The following is a 17,557-nucleotide window of genomic DNA, read 5'->3' as shown; positions in this document are numbered from 1 at the left end:
GTACAGTACTGAACCAGCCGTTCAACTGAGAATGCCGAACAGGCGTCGTTCGGGGATTCGCGTACCTTCGTCTCTCACGAGGCGAGCAGGTGAGGGAGGTGACGAACGGCGTGGACGGATCTCCCGACGATCACAGCATCGACGGTCGGCGTCGAAATCAAACCTCCGCCGAGGACGCCCGCGTCGCACGGACCCGCGCGGACGTGTCCGCCGCCGCCCTCGAGGTCCTGACCACCGAAGGGTGGGACGCCGTCACCCACGCGACGGTCGCCCGCGTCGCCGGCTACTCCAAGACCACGCTGTACACCCACTGGCCGTCCCGCGTCGACCTCCTGGGGCTTGCCCTGGACGTGCTGGGGGAGATGCCGCACCACACGCCCACCGGCGACCTGCGCGCCGACCTGATCGGCGAGATGACGGTTTTCCGCGACGCCGTCCTCTCGCTCCGGCTCGATCGCATCCTGCTGGCCCTCGCGCACTGGGGCGCGACCGAGGACGACATCGCCCGCGTGCGGACGCGCCTCGTCGCCGACGGCGAGTCGGTGGTACGCACCGTGCTCGGACGCGTCGCCGGTGGCACCCGCCTGGACGCGGCCGTCGCCATGTTCTCGGGCGCCGTGATCTGCCCCGTGCTCATGTACGGCGAGACGCCGACGGACGAGGTCGTGGCCGCCGCCGTCGACATCGTCCTGCACGGCGTGAGCACCGACTGAGCGCATCCCGTCCGTCCCCGCCCGAAAGAGGTCGCCCGTGTCCGCCGCCCTGCCCGAGCGCGTGTCCCTGCCCGACTCGCTGACCCTGCCGTGCGGCGCGGTGCTGCCGAATCGCACGATGAAGGCGGCTCTCAGCGAATCGCTCGCGGCGACCACCGGGGCGCCCGACGAGCGGCTGGAGCGGCTCTACCGACGCTGGGGCGCGGGTGGGTACGGTCTGATCCTCACCGGCAACGTCATGGTGGATGCACGCTACCTCGGGGAACCCGGCAACGTCGCCGTCGAGGACGATCGGCATCTGGACGCCTTGCGGTCCTGGGCGGCGGTGGCCGGAGCGCACGGCACCCCCGTCTGGATGCAGATCAATCATCCCGGCCGACAGGGGAATCCGGTCACCACGGAGGGGCGCACGGTCGCGCCCTCGGCCGTCGGCCTCGACATCCCGGGCATCCCGGCTCCGCGGGCGCTGACCGACGAGGAGATCGTCGACATCGTCGAGCGCTTCGCGACGACGGCCGCGGTGGCCGAGCGCGCCGGGTTCGACGGCGTCGAGATCCACGGTGCCCACGGCTACCTCATCGGGCAGTTCCTGTCGCCGCACACCAACCGCCGCACGGACAGGTGGGGTGGCTCGATCGAGAACCGTGCGCGGTTCCTGCTCGAGGTGGTCGCCCGGGTCCGCGAGCGCGTGAGCCCGGCGTTCGCCGTGGGACTCGAACTGAACTCGGCGGACTTCCAGCGTGGAGGGTTCGAGGAGGGGGAGTCCCGCGCGGTGATCGCCATGCTGGCGACATCGGGTCTGGACCTGCTCGAGATCAGCGGAGGCAGCTACGAGTCCCCGGCGATGGTGGGCAAGGGCGTGGCGGCGTCGACGGTCGCCCGCGAGGCGTACTTCCTCGAGTACGCGGCGACGGTGCGCGAACTGGCCGGGGCCGTGCCGTTGGCGGTGACGGGCGGATTCCGCACCCGGGCGGCGATGGATGCGGCCCTCGCCTCGGGTGCCTGCGACGTCATCGGCCTCGGCCGACCCACCGCCACCGACCCCGATGCCGCACGCGGCCTGCTCGACGGCACGGTGTCGACCCTGACCAGTGCGAACACGTCGGTACCCGTACCGCGCGGCCTCGGCTCCCGCCGCGCGGTGCGCACGGTGGACGGCGTGCTCGACCTGCAGTGGCACACCGATCAGCTGCACCGCATGGGCGCCGGGCTGGACCCGGACCCGCGTCACTCGCGAGTCCGGGCCCTGGTGGGCGCCGCCCGCCGCAACGGCCTCGACGCCTTCCGCTCTCGGCGCCGCCGCTCCGTCGGCTGATCGGGCGCCGCCGCTCCGTCGGCTGATCGGGCGCCGCCGCTCCGTCGGCTGAGCGTGCCCGGCCGTCCGGCCCGTCAGGCGCGCTGCAGCGCGACGATGCCCAGCGCCTCGAGGTCCCGCACGTACTTGGCGACGAGATCCGGTCCGAGGTGCGGAATGTCGCTCCACCGCGGGGCGAGAGACTCGCGGACCGCGGCGCGGAACCGCTCGGCCGGGATCGGGGAGCCGTCGAGCGGCGGCGTCGGCTCCCGGTAGGCGTGGATCAGGGGCAGCACGGAATGCGACCGCATCGGCTCGGGCAGTGCGCTCAACGCGTCGTGGAACCGGCGGTACCACTCGTCGTGGTCGTCGATCCGGTCCACGGACACTCCCGCGTCCTCGAGCCAGTCGATCACCACGTCCCACGAGATGCCGTCGTGGTGCGGGTTGACCACGTGGTACGTCCGGAAGTCCCGACGGTCGCGGGAGCCGAGTTCCGCGATCGCGGCAGCCGTGAAGTCGACCGGTAGTCCGTCGTAGTGTGCCCGCGGCCGCTCGGCCCCCGATGCGGCGTAGAACGTCCGCGGTGCCAGTGAGCAGGCCGCGACGGACGCGAGGGTGCGGGTGAACACGTCCGGAACGTTGACCTGACCGCGCCAGCGCGGATGCGCGAGGATCATGTTCGACCGGAAGACCGTGACGGGCAGACCCACGGCGTCGAAGGTGTTGCGCAGCAACACCTCACCCGCCCACTTGGACGTGGCGTACCCGTTGGCGTAGTCACCGCCCAGCGACCGGCGGGGACTCTCGAGCCGGATGTCGCCCTCCTCGGTCAGCGCCTCGGCGCCCACCGTGACCGCGACGGTCGAGAGATAGTCGACGGGCTTGAGGTGGTGGGTCGTCGCCAGGCGAATCACCTCGGCGGTACCGCCGACGTTGGGGGAGAACATCTCTCGGTACGGCAGCGCGTGGTTGACCATGGCCGCGGGGTGCACGATGTGGTCCACGTCGTCCGCCAGTCGGTCCCACCGCTCGTCGGACAGCCCCAGGCGCGGCCGAGCGACGTCGCCGACCTCGATGTCGAGGCGGCGGTCCGCCAGGGAAGTCCACCGGTCCAACAGCTCCGGATCGACGGCGTGGTCGCCCGCCCCGACACCACGGGCATCGCCGATCGCCCCGAACGTGGCGTCGAGCCGCCGGCGGGCGTCCTCGGCCGAGCGTGCCCGCACGAGCGTCACCACCCGACCGTCGACGGCGTCCATACGTTCCAGCCAGTCGAGCAGCAGGAACCGCCCCAGGTACCCGGTCGCGCCGGTCACCAGGACGGTCCGCACGTTATCGCGGGGGCCCTCGGCTCGCCGCGCCGCGGCCGAGAAGTCCGAGCCCAGAACGCGTTCCGGCGTCAGGTCGTCGGCGAGGACCTCGTCCGGGTCGGTGCCGTGGACGCTCTCGAACGTGAGCGTCGACGCGGTGTCGCCGGACTCGGCGGTCGCCCGCGCACGGTCGACGGACTCGGCGACGGCGGCGAGGTCGGCCGTCGGGGACACCACGGCGGTCACCGGGACCTCGACGTCGAACAGGTCGCGCAGGATCGCGCCGAACGACACCGCCGACAACGAGTCCCCGCCGAGGTCGGTGAAGCGATCCGTCGCCGCCACGTCCTCCTCGGCGAGGCCGAGCTGCCCGGCCGCCGCGCGGCGCACGACGTCGACGGTGGGGGTGGTCGCCACGTCGTTCCGCAGGGCCTCGAGACGGTCTCGGCCCCCACCGTCGATCTCCCGGTAGCGCGCCTCGAGGGCGTCGGCGTACCGGGCCGAGATAGCCGGTCGCAGTTGCTTGTTGGCGCCGGACAGCAGTCCGTTCGCGGTGGTGAAGGGCTCGTCCGCGACGACGACGTCTCGGGGAACCTCGTAGGACGCGAGCCCCTCGCGGCGGGCGATCTCCTGCAGCGAGGTGATCACGTCACGCGGGGTGCGTCCGGCGGCGGGAACGACGACGGCGAGAACGTACGAGCGGGTGCCGTCACCGTGGACGTGGATCTGGTCCACCGCGTCGGAGGCGGCGTAGACGGCGTCGAGGTGGGAGAGGGCGACGAACTCGCCCTGGGCGAGCTTGACCACGTTCTTGCGGCGGTCCACGTACTGCAACCGGTCCGGGCCGATCTCGGCGAACACGTCGCCGGTGCGGTAGAAGCCGTCGTCGGTCATCACGCCGGCGGTGGCGTCGGCGCGGCGGTAGTAGCCGGGCGTCAGGGACGCGGTCCGCAGGAGCAGTTCGCCGCGCGGGTGGGGCCGGTCGGCGGTGGAGTACCCGAGTTCGGGCACGTCCTCGAGGCGGTAGTCGAGCACCGGGGGACGCATCAGCACGCCGTCGACCAGGACGTGTCCGGCCTCGGTCGAGCCGTACATGTCGTGGACCGGCACGCCGAGGACGTCGGAGACGGTCGCGACGGCGTCGGGCGTGGCGGGTGCGGTGCCCACCACGGCGGACGCGACCCGGCCGCCGAAGACACGATCGCGCAGGTCGGCGTGCACCTGCGCGCGCACCTCGTCGGCGGTGCGCCCGGTCTCGCGGGCGCGCCGGTCGACGGCAGCGTCCGCTTCGGACCGCACCAGATCGCACACCCGGGGGACCAGGAGGACGGTGGTGGGCCGGGCGAGGGCGAAGTCGTCGAGCAGGGTGGACAGATCCGACGTCGCGGCGAAGTGCACGGTGCCGCCCGCCGCCAGGGTGGAGGTGACCAGCGCGCGGCCGGCGAGGTGGCTCATCGGGAGGTAGTCGAGTGCCACCACGGGGCCGGGCCCGGCGTCGGGTGCGCCGAACGGTCCGGTGCCGTCGAGCAGGTTCGCCGCCCACTGCCGAGCGACGAGCGCGTCGGTGTGCATGGCGCCCTTGGGAGTTCCGGTGCTGCCGGAGGTGTAGACGAGGGCGGCGAGTCGGTCGGGATCGGGGGTGAGGGTCGGCAGGTCGACAGTCGGTGCGTCCTCTCCCGCGGCGCGGCCGAGAACGTCGACGAGGGGAACGACCTCGACGCCGTCGGGGACGGCGGCGCGGGCCTCGGCCAGGCGGTCGAGATCGTCGTCCACCCGGGCGTCGTGATTCATGACGACCACGGCGGCGATGTCGGATCGGGTCGCCAGCGCGGCCGCGGTGCGCAGGTGCTCGCTGTCGACGACCAGGGCCGTCGGCCCGGCCTCGGCGGCGATGTCGACCAGTCGGTCGACGCTCGCGCCGGTCTGCAGCGGCAGTGCCACCGCGCCGAGCCGCACCGTCGCCAGCTCCGCGACGACGTAGTCGCTGCTCGCGAAGCCGAGGGTGGCGAGAACACCCCCCGGCGCCACGTGGTCGACGAGGTGGCGAGCCACGGCGCCGGCGCGCGACCACAGGTCGGCGTAGGTGAGGGTCACGACGTCCGCGACCGGTTCGGTCCGGCGTCGTCCGGACACGTCGGTGACCACTCGCCGCACGCGCTCGGCCGCGGCGGGGCGGTCGGCGTACTCGGTCATGACCGTCTCGATCATGCGGTGCAGATCGGGTGCGGCGGCGGCGAGGCGCTCGGAGACGGCCGGATCCGGTGCGGCGGTGGTCACGTGCGGTGCGGTGGTGGTCATGTCTTCCCCTCCCAGAAGTCGTTACCTTTTCAAACGTATGCCCGTTCGGGCCGATCGCGCCAATGTGAGCTGCGACACGACGCGTCCGAAATGCGTTGTCTGCGTTGTCTGTCCGATCGACGGGGCGGGGACCCTCGTCTCGTGCGATCTCCCGGGCGATACTGGGCCGCGTGTCGGACAAGGTGCCCACGTCACGGGTGGTCAGAGGAGCCGAGGTGGGGCGCCTGGTCGCGGGACGGACCGCCCGAGGTGCGGTCCTGCGGGTACGCATGGCGGGGCGGACGGACGAGCTCCGTGACGCGCTGGCCGAGAAGGAGGCGGTGCGCGCGGCCGAACGCCTGGTCACGGTGCTCGGCGGGCTGCGCGGCGCCGCGATGAAGCTGGGTCAGATGCTCTCCACGCTCGATCTGGCCTTCGTGCCCGAGGAGCATCGAGACCAGTTCCAGCGACGGTTGGCCGACCTGCTCGACCGCGCGCCGAAGGTGGCGTTCGACGACGTCCGCGCCGTGATCGAGGCCGATCTCGGCGCCCCGCTGGGCGAGCTCTACGCGGAGTTCGACCCCGTCCCGATCGCGGCCGCGTCCATCGGCCAGGTGCACCGGGCGGTGCTCCCCGACGGGCGCGTGGTGGCGGTGAAGGTCAAGTACCCCGGGATCGACGCCGCGGTGCGGGCGGACCTGAAGAACCTGTCGTTCTACGTCAAGCTGCTGCCGGCGTCGATGCCGATGCTGTCCTCGAAGGCGGTGGTCGAGGAGCTGCGGCGCAATCTCGAGGCGGAACTCGACTATCCGGCCGAGGCGCGAACGCAGAGCCGGGCGGCCGACCTCTTCCGCGACCACCCGCACTTCGCGGTGCCCGACGTCGTCGCCTCCCACTGCGGGCAGGCCGTCCTCACCACGGAATTCGTGGACGCGGTGCCCTTCGAGCGCATCCGCGAACTGCCGGACGAGGAGCGGAACCGCATCGGCGAGACGATCTTCCGGTTCTACGTGGGATCGCTGCACACCCTGGGTGAGTTCTGCGGCGACCCCCACCCGGGCAACGTGCTCCTCGCCCGGGACGGTCGGGTGACGTTCGTCGACTTCGGTCTCTACATCCACATGAGTGCGTCGGACATCAGGTTCGAGCGCGATTGCCTCCGTGCCGCCGTGGAGGGGCGTGGCGACGATCTGCATCGCCTGCTGGCCGAGCGCGGCATCCTCGATCCCGCGGCCCGGGTGGAGCCGCAGGACTGTCTCGACTACGTGTCCGCGGCCGCGGAGCTCAGCCTGACCGATCGCCGGGTGACGGTCACGCCCGAGATGGCCGGAGCCTGCTTCGTCCTCGCGGTGGACCCGCGCAGTGGCAACTTCGGGGCGATGACCAAGCAGTGGCTGCCGCCCGAGCACGTGTTCTCGCGCCGGACGGACTTCCTGACCTTCGGCATTCTCGGACAGCTGCGCGCGACGGCGAACTGGGGCGCCATCGCGCGCGAGTGGCTGTACGACACCGCGCCGACGACGCCGATGGGCCGCGACATCGAGCGGTGGCGACGGTCACGGGGGAGGTCTCGACCCGGCTGACCTGCGGGTCAGCGGCGCCGGTGTCCGTGACGGCGAGTATCTGATAATGTCCGTCACATCTACAGACGACCGGTGCCGTACGGAAGGACGCGTTCATGACCAGCACGCTCGATCCCGCCACCCGAGCCGATGTCGGCCGCGTCACCGGGGCCGACCACGGCCGCGTCACCGGGGCCGACCACGGCCGCGAGCCGGAGGACGTCGCGGCCCGGTTGCTCGATTCCGCCGCCGCCCTGTCGTACGACCCCATGTCCGAGGTGGACTGGGAGGCCCCGCTGGACCCCGACCACTTCGGTCTGAACCCCGAGTGGAGCACGCTCTACGGCACCCCGCTGTGGGACGAGATGACGCACGAGCAGCGCATCACGCTGACCCGCCACGAGGTCGCGTCCATCATGAGCACGGGCATCTGGTTCGAGATGATCCTGCAGCAGATGGTGCTCCGCGATCAGTACTGCGGGAAGTACGCCGAGTCCGACTTCCAGTTCGCCCTCACCGAGATCGCCGACGAATGCCGGCACTCGCTGATGTTCGCCCGGGCGTGCCGCACCATGGGCATCGAGGCCTATGTCCCTCGCCGCGCCAGCCGTGAGCTGGGCCGCCTCTTCAAGACGATTGCCGTGTCCGAGGCCGCGTACGGCGGGATCCTCGTCGCCGAGGAAGTTCTCGACGTCATGCAGCGGGACTGGATGCGGGGCGAGAACGTCCTGCCGCTCGTGCGCACCACCAGCAAGATCCACGTGGTCGAGGAATCGCGCCACATGACCTTCGCCCGCGCGCAGATGCGCGAGCACATGGTGGGCACCTCCGCTCTGCGTCGCCGGTCGGCCGCGCTGCTCATCGCCGTCGCGGCGCGAGTCATCGTGTCCAACATGGTCAGCCGCGACGTCTACGCCGCCGCCGGGCTGGACGTCGACCGTGCCGTGCGCGCGGCCAAGGCCAACACGCACCACCACGTCATGATGCGGACCTCGAGCCAGCACCTGATGGCGTTCCTCGCCGACTGCGGACTGCTCACCACGCCGGCGGCAGCGATCTATCGCACCGTGCACATGCTCTGAGGCGTCATCCATGGCCTTCGCGATCACCCAGAACTGTTGCAACGACGCGTCCTGTCTGTCGGTGTGTCCGGTCAACTGCATTCATCCGACGCCCGACGAACCGGACTTCGGCACCACGGATCTGCTCTACATCGACCCGCGCTCGTGCATCGATTGTGGAGCCTGTGCGGATGCGTGCCCGGTCGACGCCATCACGCGGGTCAACCGTCTGACGCCGGAGCAGCAGGTGTACGCGGACCTCAACGCCGACTACTACCGGGATCGTCCCGTCGACAATGCCTGGGGCGCACCACGTTTCCCGTTGCCGAACATCGGCGACGTGACGCTGGACTCGGTGGCCGTGATCGGGACGGGTCCGGCTGCGTGCTACGCGGCCACGGCGATCCTGCGTCAGACGAACGCGCGGGTGACCTTCTACGAACGCCTCGCGGTGCCGGGCGGACTCGCCCGGTTCGGCGTGGCGCCCGACCACCTCGGCACTCGCCGCATCGGCGAACACTTCCGGCCGCTGTTCGCGCATCCGCGCGTGACGGTCCGCACCGGGGTCGAGGTCGGCGTCGGCACATCCGTCGACGCGATCCGGGCCGCGCACGACGCGGTGGTCGTCGCGGTAGGCGCCGACCGCGACCGCACACTGCCCTGGGTCGAGGCGGACGGCCCGATTCCCTTCAGTGCCCGCACCCTCGTCGGCTGGTACACCGGGCACCCGGGCGTCGCGGCGGATGCCGTCGACCTGCGCGGGGTGCGCCGTGTCGTGGTGGTCGGCAACGGCAACGTCGCACTCGACGCCGCGCGCATCCTCACCGCGGACCCGGAGTCCCTGGTGGACACCGAGATCGCGCCGCACGCCCTGGCGGCCCTGCGCGAGGCCGACGTGGCCGAGGTCGTCGTGCTCGCACGGCGCGGACCCGAGCACGCCGCGTTCACCCGACCCGAATGCCAGGCCCTGGTCTCGCGGACGGAGGTCCCCGTGTCGATCGCGGGACCCGGCGCCGCCGACGCGGTCGCGGCGCTGCCGTTCTCGGCGTCGGCCGCACCGCTCGCCGACGTGCCGGTCCTCGAGCTCGCCGATCTCGGTCGGACACTCGAATCCGTCGGCCACGGTCGTCGTATCGTCTTCGCCTTCGGAGTGGACCCCCGCGGTCTCGAGACCGGCGACGGCGGCGGCCTGTGCCTCACGGCGCAGGCGACGGACGGCACCCCGGTGACCGTCGACGCGGACCTCGTCCTGCAGGCGGCCGGATACCGCGGTGCGCCTCTGCCGGGTGTGCCGTTCGACGAGGACCGCGGCACCGTCCGGAACCAGGACGGCCGCGTGACGCGGGCAGACGGTTCCGTCGTGCCGCGGACGTACGTGGTCGGCTGGGCGAAACGCGGTGCCACCGGTGGCATCGGGGACAACAAGGCCGACGCGGAGGCGACCGTCGACGCCATGATCGCCGACTCCGTGCGCGCCGGGGCGGGATCGGTCGGCCGTGTTCGCCGCCGGCTGCCTCTGCTGCCGGTGTCCCGCCGGTCCTGACCGCTCGCCGCTGTTCCCTCGCGAACGGCGGGGCGTGCGCGAAATGCTCGTCCCGGCCGCATTTGTCGCGCCATTGCTGTGACGCCGACCACCGGCGCCGTGAACCATTCCCACGGGTCGGTACCGTTCGGCGGTCCGCTGCTCGATTGTAGTGAACGCAGTCCTTCTTTGGTGCCTCAGAACAGTCACACAGCCCGTTTTATAGGGCATAATCAGCGAGCACCCCATGACGTCGGCCCGACTTCCTGCGCGCAGCCTGGCGGGAGTTGGTGACATCTCCCTATGAATCGGCCGATCCTCCGGTCGGCGGGACAATCGGTGTGTGAACCATTCGGGCGCTGCCCGAATTGTTCGGTCGGGCGCCGATGTCGGCGATCCGGCACGTCCGTGCCCGTTGTCGCCAGGAGATCACCGTGACCGTTCTCGCCCCCCTCTCACCGCTCACCCTTCCGGCCCGCGCCACGGGGTTCGCGACCCGCGCGTCGCGGGGAGCGACCCGTCTGGAGGATCGCGCCAGCGGGACGACGCTCGTGATGAGCACGCCCGCCATGGACCGCGCCCTGTGGGAGGAGTATCTCGACGCGGCGGATGCCTCCTACTCGCGGCACGGAGTGTCGGTGGCTCTGGATGCGGCGCGCGTCCGCGACGGACGGGACACCGCGGTGTTCTTCGCGGCGGTCGACCGGTCCGGAGCGGTGGTGGCCGGCGTGCGCGGACAGGGTCCGTACCTGTCGGCGCAGCAGTCGCACGCATTGGTCGAATGGGAGGGCAACGCCGACCGCTCGAAGGTGGAGGCCTTGATCTCCGACCGCCTGCACGACGGGGTGGTCGAGATGAAGTCGGCCTTCGTCTCTGCGTCCGCCGAGTCGCCCGGTGCGCTGTCCGCCCTGCTGTCGCGCACCGCCCTGCCCACCATGGTCTTCACCGGAGCGCGCTTCGTCATGGCGACGGCAGCCGACCACGTGCTGCGTCGGTGGGAGTCGGGCGGCGGCCGCGTCGTCGACTCCATCGCACCCGCGGCCTACCCCGACGAGCGCTACCGCACCCGCATGATGTGGTGGGACCGCGACAGCCTGTACCGGGACGTCACCCCGGACGTGTGGGACCACATCGCGTCGGAGACCGAGATGCTCACCGGTCGGGACATCGTCAGGGCTGCCTGACGGTGTCGACGTGTCAGGGCTGGACGGGATCGACGCGCACCGCGACGGACCGCAGGATCGCAGCGGCCGCCAGGGGGAGAGCCGCGCCGAGGAGCCAGGGCGCGGCGTGGCCCAGTGCCGTGTCGGGTACGGCGTCGACCACCGCGCCGAGCCCCGCCGACCCCACCAGGACGCCGATCCCGCCCGCCGAGGCGAGGAATCCGTAGTACGCGCCGAGCGTGCGGTCACCCGCGAGGACGGGGACGAGGTCGCGCGCGAACGGCATGGCGATCATCTGCCCGAGGGTCAGCAGGACGACGAAGAGTGCCGGTCCGATCAAGCCGGCCCATCCGGTTGCGCCGAGGATCGCGGCCACGCCGGCGACGCCGAACGCCGCGGCCATGACGACGAACCCGGCGGGGAGGATCGCCCGCAGCGGCCGTCGACGGGCGGCTCGGGTGAGGGGCATCTGCGCCGCGACCACCAGCAGCGACGACGCCGCGAACAGCCAGCCGAGGGGGGCCTGAGAACCCCACACTTGATCGACCCGCAACGGCAGCAGCAGGTAGAGCTGGTTGTAGGCGACGAGCTGGACGCTGGTCGCGAGCGCGAACACGAGGAACAGCCGGTTCCGCGCGACGATTCGCCAGTCCTCGAACCACGACGTCGTCGACTCGGCCGGCCGGCGAGCGGGCAGCATCACCGCGTGGGTGACGGTGACGGCGACGAACACGACGGCGGCGCACAGGCACGCGATCCGGAAATCGACGAGCAGCAACAGTGATCCGATCAGCGGACCCGTGAAGGAGCCGATCTGGCCGCACACCGTGAACAAGGCGAACGCGTCCAGTCGGCTCTGTCCGCCCGCCTGCTCGCTGACCGAACCCTCCACGGCCACGGCGGATTCCACCGCGGGGGAGAACAGCGCCGCCGCGACTCCGACCAGCACGGTGGCGACCAGGACGGCGACGAGGGACTCCGCGAAGGCCAGCCCGACGAAGCCGACCACGCGAATCGTGCACCCCGTCAGGACCACCGGTCTGATGCCCACCCGGTCGGCGAGCGTGCCCCCGAGGAAGAACAGTCCCTGCTGCGAGAACGTGCGCACGCCGAGGATCACCCCGACCGTCGCCGCGCCGAGTCCGAGATCACCCGTCAGGTGCACCGACAGATACGGCAACACCATGAAGAACCCGACGTTGAACGCCAGCTGCGTGAGTACCAGCAGGCGCACGGTGGCCGACGCGGCGCGCAGATCGGCCACGGGAAGTGCACGCGCCCAGCGGGATCGACGACGCGCCGCCGGCACGGTCTCGGGGGTCACGGCGTCGCGGCGGCGGGGGTCGGCACGGCGCCCGACCCTACCGAAGCACCGCCGCGCCCGGTGATCCACCGGGCCGGACCGGACGCGAGCGACGACGCGGCGACAGCGGTGATCGACACCAGGATCAACGACACCAGCGGCGCGGCCGCGACCCAGGGGGCGCGTTCGACGGCGGCGACACCGTCCGCGAGAACGAGGCCCCAGTCCGGACTGGGCGGCGTCGGGCCGAGCCCGAGGAAACCCAGGGCCGCGAGCGCCAGTGCCACCCCCGGCAGTCTCAACAGAGCGTGCCGGACCACGGTTGGAATCACCGCGGGGAGCACGGTTCCCAGCAGAATGCGCCCGCGGCTCGCACCGAGCGAGGGCAGGACGGCCACGTAGGGGCGGGCGCGGACCTCCGCGACGAGGGCGGCCGTGTGCGCGGCGAGCGGTGCCCAGGACACCAGCAGCACCGCCAGCGCCGCGGCGGCGGCGCTCGGCCCCCAGATCGAGGCGACAAGCACCCCGGTGACGACGGGCGGCGCGGCGTTGGAGACCTCGATCGGTCCGACGAACAGGCGCGGCGCACAGCCGAGCACCAGTCCGATCACGACGGCCGCCGCGAGCACGGCCACGGACGTGCCGATCGTGCCGACGGCGCCGTGCGCGACGCGGGCCAGGACGTCCCGACCGGACGCGTCGGTGCCGAACGGGGCCGACGCCGACGGCCGGGCGTATTTCGCCGTCGACGCGGCGTAGGGGTCGCGCGACCATCCCGCGACGACGATCGCGAGGACACCGAGGGCGCCGACGACGGGGACGACGACGTGGCGTCGTCGGCGCACGAACCGAGCCGTGGGCACGGGGACGGCCGCGTCGTGGATCGATGCGCCGAGCAGCGCGCGTCGGACGACCGCGGCGGTGATGCCGAGCGCGACGCTGACGAGCAGGAGCAGCACGAGGTCGGCCTGCAGGGCGGGCAGGTCCTGCGACCGCGCGTCGCCGAGCATCGTGCGGCCGAGCCCGGGAATGGCGAAGACCTGCTCGACGGCGACGGCCCCGCCCAGCAGCGCGACGGCGACGAGGGCCACCTGCGACGTGACCGCGGCGGCGGCACGACGGAGGACGGCCCCGGCCGTGCGACGACGCGAGATCCCGGCGGCGGTCCAGGTGACCACCCAGTGCTCGGTGCAGGCGGAGGACACGGCGTCGGCCAGCAGCCGACCGATCAACCCGCCCGCCGGCAGGCCCAGGGCGAGCCCGGGGAGGATCGCCGACTGCGGTCCGGTCCACCCGTAGGGCGGCAGTGCCAGGTACAGGCTGCCGACGACCACGCCGACGGAGGCCAGCAGGAATTCCGGCGTTGCCGTCAGTGCGGCGGCGGCGAGACCGGACGATCGTCGCGGCGCTCCCGTGACACCGGCGCGCAGGGCCGGGACGACGAGCGCGGCGGCGACGAGCCCGGCGACGACGGCGGCGCACGCCATCAACGTCGCCGACACGCCGAGGGCCGCGACGGCCCCCGGCAGGACGTCGCGACCGGTGTTCCACGACGTCCCGAAGTCGCCGCGCACGACGCCGCCGAGCCACCGCAGCAGGATCGACACCGGTCCGTCGGCCAACCCCAGGTCCGCACGCACGGCGTCGAGAGCTTCCGGGGTGGGTTCCTGCTCCGCCGACCGGGCCCGCAGGATGGACAGGGCGGGATCGCGACCGGACAGCCACGGCAGGAGACCGACGACGGCGAGGAGCGCCGCGGCGGTGAGGACGCGCGAGAGCGTGGCGGTCACGACAGGGCGGTGTCGGCCGTGATCAGGGCGCGTTCGCGGGGGTCGCGAACCACTCCGGACACCCGGCTCGACTCGCCCTGGATCACGCGCTCGTGCAGCATCGGCACCGCCGCGTCCCGCTCGAGAATCAGCCGCTCCGCCTCGAGGACGGCCGACCGGCGGGCGGGACCGGGTTCGGTGGCGGCGGCGTCGGCGAGCGCGCGATCGACCGCCGGGTCGCAGAACTGGGCGATGCCGAACGAGCCGTCGCACGCGAAGTCCGAGTAGAGGTACGCGGCGGGGTCGCCGGAATCGAGGACCGTCGCGCGGGACAGCACGAAGGCGTCGAACGCGCCCGCGAGGGCGTCGGCCTCGATGAACTGGTACTCGCGCACCACCTGCTCGACGACGAAGCCCCGGGCCTCGAGGGCCTGCTGCAGCAGCACCGCCACCTCGGGCAGTTCCGCCCGGTCGGTGAAGGTGGCGAGGGTGATGCGTTGTCCCGCGGCATCTCCCGCCGGTGCGGGCGTGCGCGACGGGCGGTCGGCCGACCAGGGGATCGCGGGACCGAGCAGTCCGCGCGCGACGTCCGCACGGCCCTCGTAGACCTGATCGACGATGCGGGCGGCGTCGACGGATTCCCGTGCGGCCGCACGGAGCGCCGGGTCGGTGAAGACCCCGGTGCGATTGTTCAGGTAGAGCGTGTTGGTGCGCGGCATCGGAACCTCGTGCACCAGTGCGGGATCCACCGATGCGGCCTGCGACACGGGGACCGCTTCCACCACGTCGGCGGTACCGCCCCGCAACGCGGCCGCGCGGGCCGTGCCGTCCGGGACGAAGTCGACGTCGATGCCGGCGAGGCGGGCCGGCTCGCCCCAGTAGTCGTCGTTGCGGTCGAGGGTGGCGGTGGACGTCCCGTTCACGGCCGTGAGGACGAACGGGCCCGTGCCGTGACCGATCGGGTCCACCGGGCCGTCCCCGGTGTAGGCGGCGGGTGCGAGCACGGCCAGCTGGGGGCTCGACAACCGCTGCGGCACCAGGGGATCCGGAGTCGCCGTGGTCACCGCCACCGTGTCCTCGTCGACGACGTCGGCGGTGAGTTCGACCCCGTCGAGGATGCGCGGCTTCGGCGCCGCCGCGGTGGCCGCGCTCAGCATGGTCACCACGGCGTCGGGAGTGAGCGCCGACCCGTCGTGGAACCGCACGTCGGGACGCAGGTCGAACGACCAGGTGCGCTCGTTCATCCGGTTCCACGCGGTGGCCAGCGCGGGCTGCGCCTCACCGAGATCGTCGAGTGTGACGAGGGTTTCGGCCGTCGACCACCGGGACAGCTTGAAGGCGTCGTCGCTGAACGGGGACAGGGCCGACCGCGGTGGCTGCAGCATGGCCAGCCGCAGGCGGTCGTCGGAACCGGCCGGCGCGGCGGCCGAGAAGCAGCCGGCGAGCAGGGTTGCCGCGGCTCCGCCGGCGACGGTGGCGAGCAGGGGTCGGCGGAGCCGGACCATGGGTGTTCTCCTGAAGGTGGGGTGGTGAGCGAGCGGATCGGGAGGGTCGCGGTCAGGGCGCGGGTGCCGCGACGGCGAGGCGGGGGACTGCGGTGACGAGCGCGTGGGTGGTCGGGTGCGTCGGGGCGGTCAGCAGTTCGGTCACCGGGCCGTCGTCGACGATGCGGCCGTCCGCCATGACGAGCAGGCGGGTCGCGATTCGAGCCGCCACTGCGAGGTCGTGCGTGACCAGGAGAATCCCGGTGCCGGTGCCGGTGCCGAGGCGGTCGAGAACGGACAGCACGACGTCGCGCGTGCCGCCGTCGAGTCCGCTGACGGGTTCGTCCGCCAGGAGGTACAGCGGCCGACAGGCCACGGCGCGGGCCAGGGCCACGCGTTGCTTCTGGCCACCGGACAAGCGATCGATCCGCGCCGCGAGGATCGACGGCTCGAGGCCCACGGACTCCACCGCCTCGCGAGTCCGGGCGCGGCGGTCGGCCGGGACCTGCAACCAGCGGAGCGGCGCGGATACCGCGGCGGCCACCGTGGTGCGCGGGTCGAGGGACGCTCCGGGGTCCTGGGGCACGAACTGCACCTGGCGTCGGAACGGTCGCAGCCGGCGCGCCGATCCGGGATGGACGGGCCGACCGTCCAGCGTGACGACGCCGTCGTCCGGCGCGCGCAGCGCCAGCAACGCGCGCAGAACGGTCGACTTGCCCGATCCGGACGCGCCGACCAGGGCGACGCGCTCGCCCGGCGCGAGTCGCAGCGTCACGTCGTCGACGGCCGTCGTGGCCCCGTAGCGCACGGAAATTCGGGAGGCGACGAGCCCGTCGGCCGTCGACCCGGGGACGGCGGGACCGGGGTTCACGAGGCGAGGGCGGTGGACGACGGCAGCGACAGGGCGCGGGCCCGCTCGACGAGATCCGCCGTCACTGCGTGTGCCGGGCGGGTGAGCACGTCGCGGACGGGGGCGTCCTCGACCACGCGCCCCGCGTCGAGCACCACGACCCGGGAGCAGAGCGCCGCGGCGATCGCGAGGTCGTGGGTGACGAACACCAGACCGCGGCCGCGATCGGCGGCGGTCCGCACCGCGTCGACGACGGTACGTGCGCTGACGACGTCGAGCGCCGTGGTGGGTTCGTCGGCGACGAGCAGGGGAGCATCGGAGATCAGGGCGAGGGCGAGGCAGACGCGTTGGCGTTGGCCGCCCGACAGTTCGGCGGGCCGGCGCGGGCCGATCACGGCCGGCTCGAGGTCCACGGCGCGGAGCACGGATTCGGCTGCGGCGGTGCGGGTCTCGGCGTCCGGATGTCGTGCGCGCAGCGCCAGATCCAGATGTCGCCGCACGGTGGTCACCGGTTCCAGCGCGGCCGCGGAGTCCTGGACGACCAGGGCGGCGCGCGCCTGCGCGGGCCGACGGGCGATCGGAACGCCGGCCACGTCGGTGCCGTTCACCCGGACCGACCCGCGCACCGTGAGATCGGGGGCGAGGCATCCGGCGACGGCGGACGCGGTGAGGGACTTCCCGGATCCGGACCGTCCGACCAGGGCGACGCGCTCGCCGGCGGAGAGCGAGAACGTCACACCGGCGACGAGGGTGGTCCGGCCCGCCGCGACGGTCAGGTCGGCAACGTCCAGCACGGGGAAAGGTCCTTCCGCAGATCCGGGGGGGTGTCGGGGGCGGTCGGCCCCACACGACAGTGACAATCGTTGTCGACTGTAGGGTGTGGTCGACGCCCGCGCAAACCACGACGCGGGCCGGTACTGTCCGTCTCGCGTTGTCGAGACCGTGTACGAGGAGGCGCTTGTCATGTTGGGCCCGTTGATCGCCAAAGCGGCATCCACCGTCGTCACCGGCGTGGTGGGAGTCGCCGCCTGGAACGGCGTGAAGAAGGCCTACGACCGGGCGCCGGTGCGCGAGGCCGCGGTGCGGGTCACCGAGGTCGGGCTGCGCGGCGTCCGCCGGGCCGAGGTGCGCGCCGAGTCGGCTCGGCTCGCGGTGTCCGACGTGGTCGCCGAGGCCAAGGACCGGATGGGCGAGGAGGTGCGTCCGCCGTCGGCCGACGCGCACGGGCACGGACACGACCACTGAC

The 17,557-nt window shown here is 72.5% G+C and carries 13 protein-coding genes; 7 read left to right on the top strand and 6 right to left on the bottom strand.

Annotated features, from left to right (window positions below; genetic code table 11):
- Nucleotides 1-110 precede the first annotated feature (110 nt).
- Both BMZ18_RS15855 and BMZ18_RS15850 read left to right on the top strand, forming a co-directional pair.
- Nucleotides 111-713 (top strand): TetR/AcrR family transcriptional regulator, encoded by a 603-nt coding sequence (locus tag BMZ18_RS15855; protein WP_211267478.1) that lies wholly within the window; start codon nucleotides 111-113, stop codon nucleotides 711-713.
- 37 nt (nucleotides 714-750) lie between these two features.
- Nucleotides 751-2,028: an NADH:flavin oxidoreductase/NADH oxidase family protein gene (locus BMZ18_RS15850; RefSeq protein WP_244516567.1), complete on the top strand. Its 1,278-nt coding sequence runs from the start codon at nucleotides 751-753 to the stop codon at nucleotides 2,026-2,028.
- 74 nt (nucleotides 2,029-2,102) lie between these two features.
- On the opposite strand, the gene car is transcribed toward BMZ18_RS15850, so the two are convergent.
- Nucleotides 2,103-5,618, bottom strand: a complete 3,516-nt coding sequence (car, locus tag BMZ18_RS15845; protein ID WP_068362720.1) for a carboxylic acid reductase — start codon at nucleotides 5,616-5,618, stop codon at nucleotides 2,103-2,105.
- Between the two features lie 170 nt (nucleotides 5,619-5,788).
- On the opposite strand from car, the gene BMZ18_RS15840 reads away from it, so the two are divergent.
- From BMZ18_RS15840 to BMZ18_RS15825, 4 genes are all read left to right on the top strand, one after another.
- Nucleotides 5,789-7,180, top strand: coding sequence for an ABC1 kinase family protein (locus BMZ18_RS15840; protein ID WP_068362717.1), 1,392 nt, complete (start codon nucleotides 5,789-5,791; stop codon nucleotides 7,178-7,180).
- 95 nt (nucleotides 7,181-7,275) lie between these two features.
- Nucleotides 7,276-8,241 (top strand): AurF N-oxygenase family protein, encoded by a 966-nt coding sequence (locus tag BMZ18_RS15835; protein ID WP_082895005.1) that lies wholly within the window; start codon nucleotides 7,276-7,278, stop codon nucleotides 8,239-8,241.
- A 10-nt stretch (nucleotides 8,242-8,251) separates the two neighbouring features.
- Nucleotides 8,252-9,763 carry a 4Fe-4S binding protein gene (locus BMZ18_RS15830; RefSeq protein ID WP_068362715.1) on the top strand — a complete coding sequence of 504 codons (1,512 nt, stop codon included), beginning with the start codon at nucleotides 8,252-8,254 and terminating at the stop codon, nucleotides 9,761-9,763.
- 413 nt (nucleotides 9,764-10,176) lie between these two features.
- On the top strand, nucleotides 10,177-10,926 hold the full coding sequence (locus BMZ18_RS15825) for a hypothetical protein (RefSeq protein WP_201132850.1): 750 nt from the start codon (nucleotides 10,177-10,179) through the stop codon (nucleotides 10,924-10,926).
- Nucleotides 10,927-10,939: 13 nt separating this feature from the next.
- On the opposite strand, the gene BMZ18_RS15820 is transcribed toward BMZ18_RS15825, so the two are convergent.
- Genes BMZ18_RS15820 through BMZ18_RS15800 form a run of 5 tightly spaced genes read right to left on the bottom strand, consistent with a single transcriptional unit; the run spans nucleotide 10,940 to nucleotide 17,105 of the window.
- On the bottom strand, nucleotides 10,940-12,229 hold the full coding sequence (locus BMZ18_RS15820; protein ID WP_244516566.1) for an MFS transporter: 1,290 nt from the start codon (nucleotides 12,227-12,229) through the stop codon (nucleotides 10,940-10,942).
- Complete coding sequence (locus BMZ18_RS15815; protein ID WP_068362712.1) at nucleotides 12,226-13,998, bottom strand: ABC transporter permease subunit; 1,773 nt, start codon at nucleotides 13,996-13,998, stop codon at nucleotides 12,226-12,228. Before BMZ18_RS15815 ends, BMZ18_RS15820 begins: the two co-directional genes overlap by 4 nt.
- Nucleotides 13,995-15,482 (bottom strand): ABC transporter substrate-binding protein, encoded by a 1,488-nt coding sequence (locus BMZ18_RS15810; protein ID WP_068362709.1) that lies wholly within the window; start codon nucleotides 15,480-15,482, stop codon nucleotides 13,995-13,997. The genes BMZ18_RS15815 and BMZ18_RS15810 overlap by 4 nt, the downstream gene beginning before the upstream one ends.
- A 52-nt stretch (nucleotides 15,483-15,534) precedes the next feature.
- Nucleotides 15,535-16,332 carry an ABC transporter ATP-binding protein gene (locus tag BMZ18_RS15805; protein WP_082895004.1) on the bottom strand — a complete coding sequence of 266 codons (798 nt, stop codon included), beginning with the start codon at nucleotides 16,330-16,332 and terminating at the stop codon, nucleotides 15,535-15,537.
- Nucleotides 16,329-17,105, bottom strand: coding sequence for an ATP-binding cassette domain-containing protein (locus BMZ18_RS15800; protein ID WP_211267477.1), 777 nt, complete (start codon nucleotides 17,103-17,105; stop codon nucleotides 16,329-16,331). The genes BMZ18_RS15805 and BMZ18_RS15800 overlap by 4 nt, the downstream gene beginning before the upstream one ends.
- Before the next feature lie 169 nt (nucleotides 17,106-17,274).
- Here BMZ18_RS15800 and BMZ18_RS15795 point away from each other — a divergent pair, with 169 nt between their 5' ends.
- Nucleotides 17,275-17,556, top strand: coding sequence for a DUF1490 family protein (locus BMZ18_RS15795; protein WP_068106087.1), 282 nt, complete (start codon nucleotides 17,275-17,277; stop codon nucleotides 17,554-17,556).
- Nucleotide 17,557: the final 1 nt, after the last annotated feature.

The sequence above is a fragment of the Rhodococcoides kroppenstedtii genome (assembly GCF_900111805.1).
GTDB lineage: Bacteria > Actinomycetota > Actinomycetes > Mycobacteriales > Mycobacteriaceae > Rhodococcoides > Rhodococcoides kroppenstedtii.
This window is presented reverse-complemented; position numbering and strand designations above follow the sequence as displayed.

Excerpts from the sequence above, each read along its gene's own strand:
- BMZ18_RS15835 (WP_082895005.1), top strand. The coding sequence starts at position 7,276 with ATGACCAGCACGCTCGATCCCGCCACCCGAGCCGATGTCGGCCGCGTC.
- BMZ18_RS15810 (WP_068362709.1), bottom strand. The coding sequence starts at position 15,482 with ATGGTCCGGCTCCGCCGACCCCTGCTCGCCACCGTCGCCGGCGGAGCC.
- BMZ18_RS15830 (WP_068362715.1), top strand. The coding sequence starts at position 8,252 with ATGGCCTTCGCGATCACCCAGAACTGTTGCAACGACGCGTCCTGTCTG.
- BMZ18_RS15795 (WP_068106087.1), top strand. The coding sequence starts at position 17,275 with ATGTTGGGCCCGTTGATCGCCAAAGCGGCATCCACCGTCGTCACCGGC.
- car (WP_068362720.1), bottom strand. The coding sequence starts at position 5,618 with ATGACCACCACCGCACCGCACGTGACCACCGCCGCACCGGATCCGGCC.